The 15616-nt window shown below is 45.8% G+C and carries 16 protein-coding genes and 1 tRNA gene; 13 read left to right on the top strand and 4 right to left on the bottom strand.

Going from position 1 to position 15616, the window contains the following annotated elements:
• The first annotated feature begins 253 nt into the window (after window positions 1-253).
• The 6 genes from RJ32_RS08195 to RJ32_RS08170 all read left to right on the top strand — a co-directional run bounded on the left by RJ32_RS08195 (window position 254) and on the right by RJ32_RS08170 (window position 7447).
• Entirely contained in the window at window positions 254-1417 is a 1164-nt protein-coding gene (locus RJ32_RS08195) for an iron-containing alcohol dehydrogenase (RefSeq protein WP_034821124.1), read from the top strand.
• 11 nt (window positions 1418-1428) lie between these two features.
• A complete protein-coding gene (locus tag RJ32_RS08190; RefSeq protein ID WP_034821121.1) occupies window positions 1429-2790 on the top strand; it encodes a hypothetical protein in 1362 nt (453 codons plus the stop codon).
• Window positions 2780-4156, top strand: coding sequence for a sigma-54-dependent Fis family transcriptional regulator (locus RJ32_RS08185; RefSeq protein WP_034821118.1), 1377 nt, complete (start codon window positions 2780-2782; stop codon window positions 4154-4156). Before RJ32_RS08190 ends, RJ32_RS08185 begins: the two co-directional genes overlap by 11 nt.
• Window positions 4149-5600, top strand: coding sequence for an NAD-dependent succinate-semialdehyde dehydrogenase (locus tag RJ32_RS08180; protein ID WP_034821115.1), 1452 nt, complete (start codon window positions 4149-4151; stop codon window positions 5598-5600). The genes RJ32_RS08185 and RJ32_RS08180 overlap by 8 nt, the downstream gene beginning before the upstream one ends.
• Before the next feature lie 33 nt (window positions 5601-5633).
• Complete coding sequence (locus RJ32_RS08175) at window positions 5634-6668, top strand: cyclase family protein (protein ID WP_034821111.1); 1035 nt, start codon at window positions 5634-5636, stop codon at window positions 6666-6668.
• A gap of 221 nt (window positions 6669-6889) precedes the next feature.
• Complete coding sequence (locus tag RJ32_RS08170; protein WP_034821107.1) at window positions 6890-7447, top strand: hypothetical protein; 558 nt, start codon at window positions 6890-6892, stop codon at window positions 7445-7447.
• A gap of 262 nt (window positions 7448-7709) precedes the next feature.
• Here the strand turns inward: RJ32_RS08170 and RJ32_RS08165 are convergent.
• Window positions 7710-7786, bottom strand: a tRNA-Val gene (locus tag RJ32_RS08165).
• 195 nt (window positions 7787-7981) lie between these two features.
• Here RJ32_RS08165 and RJ32_RS08160 point away from each other — a divergent pair.
• Complete coding sequence (locus RJ32_RS08160) at window positions 7982-8245, top strand: hypothetical protein (protein ID WP_034821104.1); 264 nt, start codon at window positions 7982-7984, stop codon at window positions 8243-8245.
• 8 nt (window positions 8246-8253) lie between these two features.
• On the opposite strand, the gene RJ32_RS08155 is transcribed toward RJ32_RS08160, so the two are convergent.
• Window positions 8254-9288, bottom strand: a complete 1035-nt coding sequence (locus RJ32_RS08155; RefSeq protein ID WP_034821102.1) for a DUF3080 domain-containing protein — start codon at window positions 9286-9288, stop codon at window positions 8254-8256.
• Between the two features lie 31 nt (window positions 9289-9319).
• Here RJ32_RS08155 and RJ32_RS08150 point away from each other — a divergent pair, with 31 nt between their 5' ends.
• Window positions 9320-9928: a riboflavin synthase gene (locus RJ32_RS08150; protein ID WP_034821099.1), complete on the top strand. Its 609-nt coding sequence runs from the start codon at window positions 9320-9322 to the stop codon at window positions 9926-9928.
• Here the strand turns inward: RJ32_RS08150 and RJ32_RS08145 are convergent.
• Window positions 9922-10131: a CPXCG motif-containing cysteine-rich protein gene (locus RJ32_RS08145; protein ID WP_034821096.1), complete on the bottom strand. Its 210-nt coding sequence runs from the start codon at window positions 10129-10131 to the stop codon at window positions 9922-9924. The two genes, RJ32_RS08150 and RJ32_RS08145, sit on opposite strands and share 7 nt — an antisense overlap.
• Window positions 10132-10330: 199 nt before the next feature.
• On the bottom strand, window positions 10331-11224 hold the full coding sequence (locus RJ32_RS08140; protein ID WP_034821093.1) for a DMT family transporter: 894 nt from the start codon (window positions 11222-11224) through the stop codon (window positions 10331-10333).
• Between the two features lie 166 nt (window positions 11225-11390).
• On the opposite strand from RJ32_RS08140, the gene thrS reads away from it, so the two are divergent.
• The 5 genes from thrS (at window position 11391) to pheS (ending at window position 15614) form a co-directional block, all read left to right on the top strand.
• Complete coding sequence (gene thrS / locus RJ32_RS08135) at window positions 11391-13307, top strand: threonine--tRNA ligase (protein WP_034821090.1); 1917 nt, start codon at window positions 11391-11393, stop codon at window positions 13305-13307.
• Window positions 13308-13326: 19 nt separating this feature from the next.
• Window positions 13327-13872, top strand: a complete 546-nt coding sequence (infC, locus tag RJ32_RS08130) for a translation initiation factor IF-3 (RefSeq protein WP_011234644.1) — start codon at window positions 13327-13329, stop codon at window positions 13870-13872.
• Window positions 13873-13945: 73 nt separating this feature from the next.
• Entirely contained in the window at window positions 13946-14143 is a 198-nt protein-coding gene (gene rpmI, locus RJ32_RS08125) for a 50S ribosomal protein L35 (protein ID WP_011234643.1), read from the top strand.
• A gap of 13 nt (window positions 14144-14156) precedes the next feature.
• The gene (gene rplT / locus RJ32_RS08120) at window positions 14157-14510 is read left to right on the top strand and encodes a 50S ribosomal protein L20 (RefSeq protein ID WP_011234642.1); all 354 of its coding nucleotides are present in this window, start codon (window positions 14157-14159) and stop codon (window positions 14508-14510) included.
• Window positions 14511-14633: 123 nt separating this feature from the next.
• Window positions 14634-15614 (top strand): phenylalanine--tRNA ligase subunit alpha, encoded by a 981-nt coding sequence (pheS, locus tag RJ32_RS08115; protein WP_034821084.1) that lies wholly within the window; start codon window positions 14634-14636, stop codon window positions 15612-15614.
• Window positions 15615-15616 lie beyond the last annotated feature (2 nt).

Here is a 15616-nt window from a genome sequence, read left to right as displayed (position 1 = left end):
TGTGCCAAACGGTGGGCTTCGAGTAACTCTATGTTTTTTATGATTTTTTAATGTATTTACATTTAACTATTTGATGAAATATCTCATCAAATATTGGTGTATTGATGATTTAATTCATCAAAATATTTTAATTTCAGCAGGTGAAGTCACGTAAAGTAATTTAAAAACAAAGGGTTATATAATTTTGTTGTGAGTGGTACGGGTTTTGCTACAGTTTATTGACATAACTTGAAGGTATAGATGAAGGAAATCTATGACAGCTAATAGCGTACAGGTTTTTAAAACGGCGGGACGATTGCTTACCGGCTCAGGAGCAAGTAACCAGCTATTTTCCGAGATGTGCAGGCTTAACTTGAGGCATCCCTTAATTGTGACGGATAAAGGCGTACTTGATGCCGGGCTAATCCAACCTATTGTTGCCGAACTTAAAAGTCAGGGCATTACGGGTATTGTTATTTACTCTGAGATATCAGCGGAGCCAGAAACCCATGTCGTTGAATCGTGCCGTGACGTTTTCATTAATGAAAGCTGTGATGGGATTATTGGAATTGGTGGCGGCAGTGCAATGGATACCGCAAAAGCCGTTGCGGTATATCAAAGTGAGAAGAGAGCTTTGAACGAACTGTTTAGTGAGAACAACTGTGCGCGGCGAACCGTACCTTTAGTTTGTTTACCGACCACCGCAGGAACAGGCTCCGAAGTCACTAATATATCCATCCTGTCAGACGTAGAGGCACAACTGAAAAAGGGGATTGTCAGCGATGAACTGCTGCCGGATGTGGCGATTGTTGCACCGGAATTGACGCAGAGTTGCCCGCCATCTGTAACGGCAGCAAGTGGCATTGATGCATTGGTGCACGCCGTAGAAAGTTATATTTCTAATTTTGCTTCAGATATCACCCGGGCGTTATCAGTAGGCGCCATAAAAATGATTGTCAACGCCTTGCCCGATGCTTATCGACGTCCTGATGATCTCGACGCAAGAGAGCGTATGGCTACCGGTAGCTTAATGGCTGGGTTGGCATTCGGAAATGCAGGAGTTGGTGCAGTACATGCCTTGGCTTATCCCCTGGGCGGGCGTTATCACTTGTCGCATGGGGTTAGTAATGCACTGATGTTCACTCACGTCATGCGCTGGAATCTATCATCCTGCCCAAATGATTTTCTCAATATCGCGCTGGCGATGGGGGCCGAGGCAACGATTAACGAAGCCGACGCAGGAGACTTCGTTATTGAGAAACTTGAATCCCTCTGCCGGGCTGTCGAAATTCCGGGCGGATTAAGAGAGTTTGGTATTGAACGCAGTGATCTGCGTTCACTAGCTGAAGCGGCGAGTGGTGTGACTCGTTTATTGAGAAATAACCCTCGTGAACTTAGCGTCGATGATATCGAAGCAATTTATCAGGCCGCTTACTAAAAGGACTCATTATGTCGTTATGGAAACAACGAAAAGACGGGGCTGAAGCACCTTTCTGGCCTATGGGACCATTCAAGGTCAGATTGCCATTTCTGCACTATCGTTTTGAGTGGCCAGACTATCTGCAGGGATTATTAATGTGCGCCGTCGATTTGGCGGCAATATCGTTAATGACCGAATTACTGGGAATGCCATTTGAAGCGGCATTAGCGGTTGTTTTGATTAATGGCGCGTTTTATTTGTTGCACCATTTATTGGGCGACCCTGTTGTTCCAGGATGGATAACGCCCGCTATTCCTTTATTGATGATGTACGTATCGACCTTTCCGGAGGGGGAAGCGAGAGTGCATGCTTTGATAGCGTTTCAGATGATGCTGGGACTTTTTGCTATTGGGTTGGGAGCATCTGGTGTTGCAAAACGAGTAGTACAACTTATTCCCAGTGCTATAAAAGCTGGAATCATCATGGGCTCCGGATTAGCTGCGGTAGCGGTAGTATTTGAGGAGGGAGGCCGTTTCGAATCCTATCCGTTTACTATCTCAATTGCGGTTGGCATTGCTTTTTATCTTATTTTTTCACGTCATTTCGCGACGGTTCAGAATAAACACTGGGTTCTTCGTGTACTGGGTAAGCTCGGCATTTTTCCCATTATCGCGTTGGCTATTGTGATTGCACCACTGGCTTCAGAAGCTCCATGGCCAGATATCGAATGGGGCATAACATCACCTGACTTCGCAACCTTATTCGCGCATTACACCGTTTTTGGTGTCGGGCTACCGCCTCTCAGTATGTTTTTAACTGCCATACCAACGGTGCTGGCAGCTTATATCGTGCTGTTCGGCGATGTATTACAGAGCAAAGCTATTCTGGCGGAAGCAGATGAGATGCGTCAGGACGAAAAAATTGATTACAACGCCGACCGCGCGCATCTCATTTTTGGTGCCCGCAACTTTGGTATGAGTATTATTGGCCCTGATGTTGCGATGTGCGGACCGTTATGGGCGGCAATGCATGTGGTAATTGTTGAGCGCTTTAAAAAAGGGCGGAAAGCTATGGACTCCATTTTTGGAGGCGCGGGTTCTTTTCGCTGGGGAACCAATACCGGCCTTTTACTTCTGCCGGTGGTTAGCTTAGTTCAACCGATTCTGGGAATTGCTTTAGCTCTGACTTTGCTTATACAAGGCTACGTCAGCGTTCGTATTGGCATTCAGGAAGCAAAAACGGAACGCGACCTGGGCATAGCTGGAATTATCGGGGCAATTCTTGTAGTTAAAGGAGCAACCTGGGCTTTCGCTGCAGGGCTGCTGTTGTGTTTTTTGCTATATGGCTGGCGTTTGCGCGCACCTAAAAAGGAGCAGAGCGATGTTCGGTAGCGATAGGTTACAGCGTGTATTAGATGCGATGAGCGACGGTGTTTATATCACCGATGGTAACGGCATTACGATAACGGTTAATACGGCTTATGAGCGTATTACCGGTATTCCGAAGGAAAAGCTTCGGGGGCTACATATGTCCGAAGTTGTAAAACGTGGCTATATTTCGCGCTCGGTATCATTGGAGGTTTTGAAAGAAAGAAGACCTGTTACCTTGACGCAGGACGTAAGTAAAGAGCACCAAATTTTAGTTTCTGGTACACCAATGTTCGACTCCGACGGTCGTATTGAGTACATCGTTACCACGGTTCGGGATGTCACTGAGCTGCTAAAAGCTAAAAGAGCGCAGGAAAAGCTGGAACAGTTACTGAGCTTACGAGAGCAATATGGGGCTTCTGTTTCAACCGATGGCCATAAAGAGCCTTTTGTCATTAGTCGGCAAATGAGAGCTTGCTATGATCTCGCAAAACGAGTCGCAAGCTCCTCTGCAAAAGTTTTGCTACAGGGAGAAACAGGTACCGGGAAAACACTGCTTGCACGGACTATTCATAGTTACAGCAATGTCGCTAACGGGCCTTTTATTGAATTAAATTGTGCCGCGATGCCAGAGTCTCTGCTTGAGTCTGAGTTATTTGGTTATGCTTCCGGGGCGTTCACCGGAGCCTCGGAGAAAGGCAAGACAGGGTTACTTGAGGCGGCTAATAATGGCACTTTGTTTCTTGATGAAATTGGTGATTTGCCACTAACTCTTCAAGCCAAGTTACTTAAAGTTATTGATGAGAAGCGGTTTTTACCGGTCGGCGCGACATCGTTTAAGCAAACGAACTTTCGGTTAATTTCTGCAACACATCATGACTTAAAGAAACTTGTTGCCGAAAGTCATTTTCGGGAAGACTTGTTATACCGATTAAGTGTGGTACCGATTGAACTGCCTCCCCTGCGAGAAAGGATCGAAGAAATCCCCGTACTGCTTGAACATTATCTCAACCATTTCAATGAAAACTATGAGCTGGACTGTCGTTGGCATGCGGATGTGATTGCTCGTCTTAAACAATATGAATGGCCGGGCAATATTCGCGAGCTGATTAACCTGACAGAACGATTAATGGTGACTTCTGAACAGTCGCTGATCACAACGGCTCAGTTACCTATAGAAATAGCAACTGACAGGCCGTTAGGGCGTGAAGGTTGCTCGCTAAAAGAACAGGTAGAGATGCTTGAGAAGAGAGTAATTGAAGAGGCGTTATTGATACACGGTACCACGCGGGCGGCAGCCAGTGCTCTGGGAGTTGATCAGTCGACCTTAGTTAAAAAACAAAAACGCTGGCGCATAGAGCAAAAAAGGGACTTACCGAACGATGAATAATGAACAAGTTTTACAACCCGATAATGTGGAGTTAATAAAAGACAGCCGGGCTGTTGGAAGGTCAACAAACAGCTCAATAGCTGTTGATGATCCTGCAACTGGAAATGTGATAGGTCACGTACCCGATTTAACACCGAGGCAAATTTTACGTGCTATAGAGTCTGCGGAAACCGCTTTTTACAAGTGGAGAGACGTTCCTCTCAGAGAGCGATGCGAGAAGCTGTTCCGCTGGTATCAACTCATGCTTGAAAAGGAAGAGGAGCTTGCTGGCATTTTGACCAGTGAGCAGGGTAAACCATTATCTGAGTCGCGAGGCGAGATACGTTACGCAGCAAGTTACATTCAATGGTATGCGCAGCCAGGCCTGCAAGACCAGGGGAGCGTTCTGCCGTACTCGTCAATCGATGAATCGATGATGGTTATTACCGAGCCGGTAGGTGTTTGTGTTGCGATAACCCCCTGGAATTTTCCTGCGGCGATGATCACGCGAAAAGTTGCGCCGGCACTGGCGGCTGGTTGCACAATGTTGGTGAAACCAGCTCTTGAAACCCCACTGACAGCAATTGCAATTGCTGAGTTAGCGATACAGGCGGGGATTCCCGAAGGTGTTTTAAGCATTGTAACCGGCGACGGGGAGGCTATTGGCAAAATATTCAGTGAAAGTGCCGTGGTCAGAAAGTTAAGTTTTACCGGCTCAACTCGAGTCGGGCGTTTACTCATGGCTTCATCAGCTTCAACGATTAAGCGACTCTCACTTGAACTCGGCGGAAATGCGCCTTTTATTGTTTGTGAAACCGCAGATGTCGAGCGTGCAGTGCAAGGAGCTATCCAATCAAAATTTCGCAATGCGGGGCAGACCTGCGTATGTGCCAATGCCTTTTACATTCATACCAAAGTTTATGATGAGTTTACTGAGAAGTTCATCGCCCGCGTGAATCAACTCATGTTGGGTAACGGCAAAAATGAGTCCGTCGATATTGGTCCATTGATTAATGAAAATGCACTCGAAAAAGTGGAGCAGATAGTCGCAGATGCAGTAAAAAAAGGTGCCGTAATCGCCTGCGGCGGAGAGCGGTGGGTAAACTCAGAGCGTTGGTATTACCCGACTGTGTTACTCAATGCTGATAGCTCTATGCGTTGTGTGAATGAAGAAATTTTCGGGCCTGTTGCACCTATTGTTCGATACGACGATGAGACAGCTTTATTAGAAGAACTCAGACAGCAACAAACCGGATTAGCTGCTTATTTTTACAGCCAGAACTTAGGACAGGTTAACCGTCTTTCGAGAGCTCTTGAAGTTGGAATGATTGGTGTTAATAGCGGCGTTATATCTGACGCGGCAGTGCCTTTTGGTGGCGTTAAGTCGTCGGGGATTGGCCGTGAGGGCGGGCGCCATGGAATTGAAGAATATTTAGAAACTAAGTACATCAAACTTAGTTATTAATATAAGCGTTAGAACAACAAAAAAGGAAGAACAATGAAAACAATAAAATCAGTACTATCAATGGCTTTAGCTACCGCACTTATGAGTGCCTCCGGAGTTTCGTTGGCTCAGACCAGCGATATTGAAAACCTTCAAAAAGATATGCCCAAAAACTGGGGGAAATGGGGCGATGACGATCAACTTGGCGCCCTTAACTACCTTGATGAAAAACAGGCCTTACGTGGTATAAAAGCCGTTCGTTCAGGTGAAACTTTTACGCTTCAACTGCCGATTACCCATGGAGTAGGGCCAGTATTCCCGGGACGCGTTCCGGCAATGCACTTCATGACGCAGGACGAGAGTATGTACAGCGTAAATAAGCTGGATGAACTGGCCGGTGGTGTTAAGTACTCAGACGATGCCGTTTTCATGTACTTGCAGGGCACGACACACATGGATGCTCTAGGCCACGCATGGTATGGCGATAAAGTATATGGCGGGGTATCGGCTGATAGCACAGTGCATGGGCATGATCATGTTGATGTTGGTGTCTTAGCTGAACACGGTATTGTTGGCCGCGGCGTACTGCTGGATGTCGGGCATTTGAAAGGTGGTGACATAGGACGGTTGGCACCGGGTTCATGTATTACGTTACAAGACCTCAAGGACACGGCGGAAGCGCAGGATGTAACCGTTGAAAAACGCGATATTTTGTTAATAAGAACAGGATCTGTAGGACGTTTTTATCAAGAGGAACCAGATGCTGAGTGGAGCGCAACAACAGAGCCCGGCTTGTGTTATAGCAAAGACCTGATTAAATGGATTGATAACATGGAGATACCCGTGATTGCGGCTGATAATCTGGCAGTTGAACTTGTACCGCAAAAGATTGAAGGTAAAGATTATGTGATCCCGCTACATGGTGCGCTCATTCGGGACTTAGGTGTGGTGTTGAGTGAGCTTTACTGGCTGGACGATTTGGCGGCAGATAGCCGTGAAGATGGTCAATACACCTTTATGTTTACTGCTGCGCCTCTAAAGATGGAGCGAGGCTCGGGTTCTCCTATTAATCCTATCGTTATTAAGTAGCTTTTCACTCGAGAGTATGCAGGTATATCTACCTTCATACTCTCTTTGCTTTTTGTCGTAAAAAATGTCGATAATCATATGATAATCAACCAAAAAACAACAAAAAGTATAAGTTTATTTCGTTATTATTACGCACATTGCTTCGCTGAATGAAGCAGTGCTGCCTGGCAGCTTGGAAGTAGTAAGTGCGGGACACGCACGACATAACGGAGTATTAAAGAATGAAAAAAGCAGTATTAGCTACACTTATCGGCGCCGCGTTATTCAGTGGTGCAACTTTAGCAGCAGACCAGGGTTCTGACTTTGATCGCGTAGAAGCTCGTTTTATCGACTTCGGTGATGATGTTGATGGTTTTGGCCTTGATGGTCGTGTAATGCTGAGTGAATCTATTTATTTCACTGCAGATTACTCTCAGCTTAGCGAAGGCGATGCGGATTTTGACCAAATCTTCGCTGGTATCGGTTACAAGCATGACTTCAGCGAAAAATTCGCTGGCTTCGCTGATGTTAATCTTTATTATGCAGATATTGACGGTATCGACGATGATACTGGTTATGCAGTGCAGGTTGGTGGTGTTTATCGTTTAAACCCTGCCGTTGAGTTCTCAGGTCTGGTACGTCACGTTGATAACGATATTTTCGTAGACTCTGAGCAAGAATATGAATTGTCTGCTCGTTGGTACATCAACAACCAATTCAGCTTAAGTGCAACTTATGTTGATGGTTTTGATAGTGACTGGTTTGATGGCTACTCTATTGGCGCTGCTTGGCACTTCTAAGCAATCCAGTTAAGCCTGCCGCCTGTCATTTTAGACGGGCGGCAATTTACCCTAAAAACTTCCTTTACTTTCTTAAAGCCCGCGCTAGTTAAACTTCGATACAAACAATTCTTCATTTCCATTAAGAAAACCACAGACAGAACCCGTTCAGGCTTTAACCGTTGTGTTTCCATTAAAGTCAAAGTAAATGAATAAAACTTGAGGGATACTTCAATTAACCGAGTAAAGGTATTTTTCTATGGGGTAAACCGGGCACTTAGAATGGTGCGTCCGAGTAGACTCGAACTACCGACCTCTGCCATGTCAAGGCAGCGCTCTAACCAACTGAGCTACGGACGCACTTTATGGGGAATGTCGTTAACGACGGGCGGTATATTAGTGATTTGCGCTCACAGGTGCAAGCGATTTTTTACTAAATCCATTTGTTTGTCGAAATTCTATTCAGCTTTGAATGGCTATGCTTACTTTCTTAAGAAGGCTTTTGCTAGAATGTTCACTACACTCAGTTTTTACTGACGAAAAAGAGGTGGTTAAATGTTTACTTTTTTACGAGTAATACGCGCCGTTGCAGGGCTTCTTTTTTTGGCGACTATCGTCGGCATTATTGCACAGCTTGCTTTTAATATATTACATGTCGATATTTTGATGCGCTCTTCCGTAATTGTCGTTATGGCAGGGGCGTTGCACGCTGCGTTCTGGCTTTGGGTCTTTATTGGCTTACGGTATGTTATCAATGAAATTCACCAAAAAGAGCAAGGTGTGCCACATCCGGGCCTAACTAAGCACTGGCATCTTTAAGCGAAGCTCTAATCGAGCCCTGGTGTAAAGTCACAGGCGCTGTAGAACTTTTGCCATGGGCGCACAAAATACACTGACGCATCGGTTAGTTTTTTACTGAGTGTACCGAGTTCTGCAATGTAGGATTTTAGCTCCGGTTGAGGTGCTATACCTGCGAGGTTGTCCAGAGTCATGAGTAAGCGCTGATGTTGTTCAATCAATTCTGCTATGTCACCTTGCATTTCTTTGAGGTAAATGGCGTTAAAAGCTTCTTTTAGCGCTAATGCGTCATCTGGCACTTTTCCATTTTGACAATAAACTGACTTAGGAACTTCAGGCAGCAGCTCGGTCATTTTCTCCAGTTTATAAGAGTAATCTAGCATAGTACGGAACAAGTCAGGAAGGTAGTCGCTGCGTTCTAAACGACCGAGCATCTCTATTAGCTCATCGGGGGCATCTGCTTCTTTTGTGTAGTTCCAACGCTCTAAAATGCGGGTAAATCGCTCCAGCGCATTCACAGCGTAGTTGTACTCCGTCACATGTATTTTAGGTAAAGAGTTATTACCTATAGAAAGAGCTTTTCTCAACCCGTCGTCACGGGCAAAGGCATTTGCCAGGCTGTTCTGCAGTTGTGATTTCTTATGCACTAATGCTTCTTTCAATTTGTCTTTAACATTGGCTGAGTCAGGATGCTCAATGCATTTCTTCAGTGCCTGAATCATGCTGAGGTCAGCATGATAGCGGCTAAACCCATCTTTTAGCTTTCCCAGTGAACTGTTGTTTTCAGCTATTAGCTGGCCTAATTGACAATGATTAAGCCGAAGGCTTTCCAGTAAGCCCATACTTGTCCGTTCAATATTTCGGGTTAATGCGCGCTTGGCCGGATACTGCAGTTGAGGTTTAGGGGCTTCTATTGAGTTATTGGGGAGCTCAAGTGTACTCTGGACACTGTTATGCAATTCATCTGCGTATTCCGTCAGACCCTGGTCATCTGAACAGGCCGATAACCCAAAGACGACGAACGCATAGCCAAAAGAGCGGAAAATCAGTACACTTCGCTTCATTGTATTATTCCTTGCAACAAGGTTTTTATCGATGTTTACCGGTATTGTTCAAACCCAAGCTACGATATTTTCAGTCTCCGACCAAGGATCTTTTCGACACCTGGCTGTTAAAACTGAACCCCAATTTCTGCAAAACCTGGCTATTGGTGCAAGTATTGCCATAAATGGTTGCTGTTTAACTGTGGTCGAATTCAGCGATACTGAGGTGCACTTTGACGTTATTGATGAAACCCTGCGGCTAACAAATTTAGGACTGTTAGGTGAGAGGGACAAAGTTAATTTGGAGCGGTCACTAAAAGTGGGCGATGAAATTGGCGGGCATGCAGTTTCAGGTCATATTCACTGCCAGGGCAAAGTGACTAAAATTGACACCTCTGAGAATAACGTTGCTATGTGGATAGAACTACCAGAGCAATATACCCCGTACTTGTTTGCCAAAGGGTTTATTGCGGTTAACGGCGCCAGTTTGACGGTAGGTCAGGTTGAAGCTAATTGTTTTAGTCTGCATTTAATTCCGGAAACGTTACGCCTGACCAATTTAGAATCAACGCAGGTGGGCGATAGTTTGAATATTGAGCTTGATCAGCAAACCATCACTATTGTTGAAACGGTTGAGCGCGTGCTGGCTAAACGTCAGTAAAACTGCTCATCGTTACCGTCGACCTTCACTCGCGCCTGCTGATTGGCCTCGTCAACTTGTAACTGAACATGAATGAGGTCACCGCAGGCAGCACATTCTTCCTGATAATCCTGATTTCCCTCCGAGGCATCAATATCTAAAAAGGTATTGTGCCCACAGTGCGGGCATTTCACCGGCACACTTTGTAAGTTTTCTTCGTTCATTGCTAACTCCTTTGTCGGGATACCTCGCTAGACTCTGGCTGAGAAATTACCGGGTATGAAACAGACACGCTGCGAGTCCGTCCATGGACGCTTAACTCAGGCCATCCATGGCCTTCGATAGTCTGTGTCATACCCAGTTATTTCTTTAGGTGCCAGAGCTTATCAACGCACCCTCAACGAAATAAGGTTCTACGTCTTACTATAGAAATAAAATACTGATTCCGCCCAATGAGATTAAAGCTCCGGCCATAGAGCGAGGGGTAATTCGTTGTTTTTTCAGTAAAGATATCGGTATTAAAAAGAGTGGTGCGGTGGAGAGTAAAGTCTGGGTTAAGCCAGGGTTGATATTGGCGATAGAAATTTGCTGTAACCAAATAGCGAGGAACGTACCGAATACTATGGCGCCGAGCAGCGGCAAAGGGTTAATAGAACGAACTTGTTTTATGATTGCGTTGTACGCGCCTCGTTTCGAAAGTCCGACAATTATGGCGAGTAAAAAGGAGCCGGCGGCAAGACGCACAAATGCCGCATCAATAGCGTTTACGCGGGATTGCATGAGCACCGCAAAAGCCATGACTAAACCGGTAGCCTGACAGAGCGCGGCGCCGCAGCCGAAGAATATACCTGATAATGAAAGCGCAGGCTGTTTGTCCGGAGCTTTTTCAGTAACGACCCACAGAACACCGCTTAAGGTTATGACCGCACCGGTAATTTCAATGGTGGATAAACCGTCACTTAAAAACACCCAGGCCATGAATGCAGCCAGTGGTGGTGCGAGATACTCCAACAACATAGCGTGCCAGGGGCCTAAACGACGCAGCGCGGCAAAATGACAACTGTCGCCAATGGTAATACCTATAATGCCGCTTAACGCGAGTAACCACAGGCCTGAGCTTAGCTCTAACGAGTTACCCAGCAACAAACTCATAGTCAAAAGCAGGGGAGTCGCAACAACGCCTTTAACTAAGTTCATTTGTAAGGGCGAGAAGTGGCTACCGGCGCGGTGGTACAACACGGTGGCGACAGCCCAGAAGGCAGCGGCTAATAAAGCGGCAAGTTGTCCGGTTAACTCTCCGGTAATGTCTGATGTCAAAACAGGCTCGGCGGTTGCTCAAATGTAAGCGGTCGATTATAGTAGCGTCTCGCGTTCGATGGTACCGAACGCAAAAATTTCGTAGGTTTTTTCTATAAAGCAGATAAAACCAAAATAGAGCACGTGGCACTTGGTAGGTGTCACCACTGGTTGGAAAGGAAGTTTCATGCCTGTAATTACTCTCCCTGACGGAAGTCAACGCGAATTCGATAAACCTGTAAGCATTATGGAAGTTGCCGCCGATATCGGTGCTGGCCTTGCGAAAGCAACGGTTGCCGGGCGTATTGACGGTGAGCTGGTTGATGCCTGTGAACTCATTGAACATGATGCCCGCATTGAAATTGTGACACCAAAAGATGACGACGGCGTACACATTATTCGTCACTCTTGTGCTCATTTAATGGGTCATGCGGTTAAACAGATGTGGCCAGACGCAAAAATGGCAATAGGTCCAGTGATTGATAACGGTTTTTACTACGATATTGACGTTGATCACACCTTTACTCAGGAAGACCTGGAGAAGATTGAAAAGCGGATGAAAGAACTGGCTAAAACGGAATATGCCGTTATAAAGAAAAAAGCCAGTTGGAAAGAAGCCCGTGAAACTTTCGTAGAGCGCCATGAACCTTATAAAATAGAAATTCTGGATGAAGACATCCCGACCGATGCAACGCCAGGGCTCTATCACCACGAAGAATACATCGACATGTGTCGTGGTCCGCATGTACCCAACATGAAGTTTTGTCAGCATTTCAAAATTATGAAAATGGCCGGTGCTTACTGGCGTGGTGATTCTGACAACAAAATGTTGCAGCGTATATATGGTACGGCCTGGGCAGATAAGAAACAGTTAAAAGCCTATTTACAGCGTTTAGAAGAAGCTGAAAAGCGCGACCACCGTAAAATTGCTAAAGCCCAGGATTTATTCCACTGGCAGGAAGAAGCGCCGGGCATGGTTTTCTGGCACCACAATGGCTGGACCATTTTCCGTGAGTTAGAAACGTACATTCGCGAAAAAATGCGTGAGTACGAATATCAGGAAGTCAAAGGTCCTATGATGATGGATCGGGTGCTGTGGGAGAAATCAGGTCATTGGGAGAAATTCTCAGAACTGATGTTCACTACGTCATCGGAAAACCGCGAGTATGCCGTTAAGCCGATGAACTGCCCGGGACACGTTCAAATCTTTAATCAGGGCTTGAAATCTTATCGTGATTTGCCGTTACGTATGGCTGAGTTTGGTAGCTGTCACCGTAATGAACCTTCAGGTGCATTGCACGGTCTGATGCGTGTTCGTGGTTTCACACAAGATGATGCGCACATTTTCTGTACTGAAGAGCAGGTGCAGGAAGAAGTCGCGGGTTGCATCAAAATGGTTTATGAAACCTACAAAACCTTTGGTTTTGAGAACATTGATGTGAAGCTTTCAACCCGCCCTGAAAAACGCTTAGGCGACGATGCTACCTGGGATCGTTCTGAAACAGCATTGGCTCAGGCCCTGAAGAATAATGACATCGATTTCTCTTATTTACCGGGTGAAGGGGCCTTTTATGGTCCGAAAATAGAATTTACTTTGTTCGATTGTCTGGGCAGGGCTTGGCAATGTGGTACAATACAGCTCGATTTTGCGTTGCCAGGACGTTTAGGTGCTACTTACGTGGGCGAAGATAACGAGCGACACACGCCAGTTATGATCCACCGCGCTATTTTGGGATCACTTGAACGTTTCATGGGTATTCTCATTGAAGAGTACGCTGGGCACTTCCCGTTGTGGTTGTCGCCAACGCAAGTTGTATTAATGAATATCACGGATAATCAAAGCGATTATGTGCGAAAAATTGTCAAAACCCTGAACGAAAAGGGAATTCGTGCATCAGCCGACTTGAGAAATGAGAAGATAGGCTTTAAAATCCGTGAACACACATTAAAGCGTGTTCCATATTTACTGGTTGTCGGCGATAAAGAAGTCGAAGCTGGTGAGGTTGCGGTACGTACACGTGGTGGTGAAGACTTGGGCAAATTCCCGTTAGAAGACTTCATTGCTCGTGTAGAGGACGAAGTCCGTACTCGCAAAATTGATTAATTGTTTGGAGGAATAAACCATTAAAGGCGGAAAAAGAACTCAGAAAGCTGCAGATAAAAACCGTATCAACGAACAAATTACAGGCGTTGATGAAGTTCGCTTAATCGGAACCGATGGTGAACAAGCTGGTGTCGTCAGTATTAACGAGGCTCTTGATGCAGCAGCGGAAGCTGGTGTTGATTTGGTGGAGATGAGCCCTAACGCAGAACCACCAGTCTGCCGCTTGATGGATTACGGCAAGTTCCTCTTTGAAAAGAGTAAAGAACAGAAAGAGCAGAAGAAAAAACAGAAACAGATTCAGGTCAAGGAAGTTAAGTTCCGACCTGGTACTGATGAGGGCGACTACCAGGTAAAACTGCGCAACCTGCGTCGTTTCCTCGAGGGAGGTGACAAAACTAAAGTCACTATCCGTTTCCGTGGCCGGGAAATGGCACACCAAGAGTTGGGCATTGAATTGCTGAATCGCGTTAAAAACGATTTAGAAGAAATCTCAATTGTTGAGTCGTTCCCAAGACGTGCCGAAGGGCGCCAGATGATTATGGTCTTGGCACCCAACAAGAAGTGATCGTGGTTTACAAGTAGTCTGATTGTCAGGCTCACCCTTTCACACTTTTATCAACAATGCGGAGTTTAATTTCATGCCAAAAATGAAATCGAACAAGGGCGCTTCCAAGCGCTTTAAAAAGACTGCTTCTGGTGGTTTTAAGTGCAAGCAATCTCACTTGCGTCACATTCTGACTAAGAAGAGCCCTAAGCGTAAGCGTCAGCTTCGCGCTAAGAGCATGGTCCATGAGGCCGACGTTAAATTAGTCGTTCGCATGTTACCGTACGCATAAGGAGAGATAGCAAATGGCACGAGTAAAACGTGGTGTAATCGCGAGAGCGCGTCACAAAAAAGTCCTGAAGCAGGCGAAAGGTTATTATGGTGCCCGTAGTCGCGTTTATCGCGTAGCGGTCCAGGCAGTAACTAAAGCAGGTCAATATGCATACCGTGACCGTCGCAACAAAAAACGTCAATTCCGTCAATTGTGGATTGTTCGTATCAATGCTGCGGCTCGTCAAAACGGTCTGTCTTACAGCCGCTTTATCAATGGTCTGAAAAAAGCATCTATTGAAATCGATCGTAAAATCTTAGCCGATATCGCTGTTCATGATCAAAACGGTTTTGCCGCTTTGGTTGAGAAAGCAAAAGGCGCACTGTAATTATTCAAAACCTTTATGGGTTCGAATAAACAGATTTAGAAGGGAGCCAATTGGCTCCCTTTTTCATTGAAAATTCGCTATCATAGCGCCTTTATTATTTATCTTGTGTTGTTGAGGGATACGATGCAGCTAGAGCAAATTGTTGAGCAGGCTGAATCGGCCATTGCGGCCGCAGATTCACCGACTGCGTTAGACGAAGTCCGCGTCGAGTATATGGGCAAGAAAGGGCAGCTCACTGAGCTTTTAAAAGGCTTAGGTAAGTTAGACCCGTCTGAACGTCGGGAAGCCGGACAGAAAATTAACGAAGCTAAACAGCAAGTTCAGACGAGTATCAATGCTCGTAAAGAACTATTGAAAGCTGCTGAGTTAGCACAAAAGCTGGAAGCGGAGCGGATAGACGTTACTTTACCCGGACGGCACTCAGCGGTAGGCGGAGTGCATCCGGTAACTCAGACCATTCGCCGTATTGAACAGTTTTTCGGTGATTTAGGCTTTAGCGTGAAAGAAGGCCCGGAAGTCGAAGACGGTTTTCATAACTTCGATGCGCTGAATATTCCAGCGAATCATCCGGCACGAGCCGACCACGATACGTTTTATTTTACCCCCTCAACAATGCTGCGTACGCAAACTTCTGGTGTACAAATTCGTACTATGGAAAATGAAAAACCGCCACTACGGATCATTTCTCCAGGAAGGGTTTACCGGAATGATTACGACCAGACCCACACACCGATGTTTCATCAGGTCGAAGGGTTGATGGTAGATACCGATGTCAGCTTTACTCAGTTGAAGGGAGTTTTAGAAGACTTCCTCAATCACTTTTTTGAAGAGTCACTGACAGTGCGTTTCAGACCGTCTTACTTCCCGTTTACCGAACCTTCGGCAGAAGTTGATGTCATGGGTAAAAACGGGAAATGGGTAGAAATTCTAGGCTGCGGAATGGTGCACCCAAATGTGTTGAAGGCAGTGGGTATTGATTCGGAAAAATATACCGGTTTTGCTTTTGGCATGGGTGTGGAGCGGCTGGCCATGTTGCGCTATGGCGTGAATGACTTACGTGCGTTCTTCGAGAACGATTTGCGTTTCCTCAAACAATTTAACTAACG

This window comes from Idiomarina sp. 28-8 (assembly GCF_000320945.2).
GTDB classification, from domain to species: domain Bacteria; phylum Pseudomonadota; class Gammaproteobacteria; order Enterobacterales; family Alteromonadaceae; genus Idiomarina; species Idiomarina loihiensis.
This window is presented reverse-complemented; position numbering and strand designations above follow the sequence as displayed.

Excerpts from the sequence above, each read along its gene's own strand:
- RJ32_RS08195 (WP_034821124.1), top strand. The coding sequence starts at position 254 with ATGACAGCTAATAGCGTACAGGTTTTTAAAACGGCGGGACGATTGCTT.
- RJ32_RS08190 (WP_034821121.1), top strand. The coding sequence starts at position 1,429 with ATGTCGTTATGGAAACAACGAAAAGACGGGGCTGAAGCACCTTTCTGG.
- RJ32_RS08185 (WP_034821118.1), top strand. The coding sequence starts at position 2,780 with ATGTTCGGTAGCGATAGGTTACAGCGTGTATTAGATGCGATGAGCGAC.
- RJ32_RS08180 (WP_034821115.1), top strand. The coding sequence starts at position 4,149 with ATGAATAATGAACAAGTTTTACAACCCGATAATGTGGAGTTAATAAAA.
- RJ32_RS08175 (WP_034821111.1), top strand. The coding sequence starts at position 5,634 with ATGAAAACAATAAAATCAGTACTATCAATGGCTTTAGCTACCGCACTT.
- RJ32_RS08170 (WP_034821107.1), top strand. The coding sequence starts at position 6,890 with ATGAAAAAAGCAGTATTAGCTACACTTATCGGCGCCGCGTTATTCAGT.
- RJ32_RS08160 (WP_034821104.1), top strand. The coding sequence starts at position 7,982 with ATGTTTACTTTTTTACGAGTAATACGCGCCGTTGCAGGGCTTCTTTTT.
- RJ32_RS08155 (WP_034821102.1), bottom strand. The coding sequence starts at position 9,288 with ATGAAGCGAAGTGTACTGATTTTCCGCTCTTTTGGCTATGCGTTCGTC.
- RJ32_RS08150 (WP_034821099.1), top strand. The coding sequence starts at position 9,320 with ATGTTTACCGGTATTGTTCAAACCCAAGCTACGATATTTTCAGTCTCC.
- RJ32_RS08145 (WP_034821096.1), bottom strand. The coding sequence starts at position 10,131 with ATGAACGAAGAAAACTTACAAAGTGTGCCGGTGAAATGCCCGCACTGT.
- thrS (WP_034821090.1), top strand. The coding sequence starts at position 11,391 with ATGCCTGTAATTACTCTCCCTGACGGAAGTCAACGCGAATTCGATAAA.
- rpmI (WP_011234643.1), top strand. The coding sequence starts at position 13,946 with ATGCCAAAAATGAAATCGAACAAGGGCGCTTCCAAGCGCTTTAAAAAG.
- rplT (WP_011234642.1), top strand. The coding sequence starts at position 14,157 with ATGGCACGAGTAAAACGTGGTGTAATCGCGAGAGCGCGTCACAAAAAA.
- pheS (WP_034821084.1), top strand. The coding sequence starts at position 14,634 with ATGCAGCTAGAGCAAATTGTTGAGCAGGCTGAATCGGCCATTGCGGCC.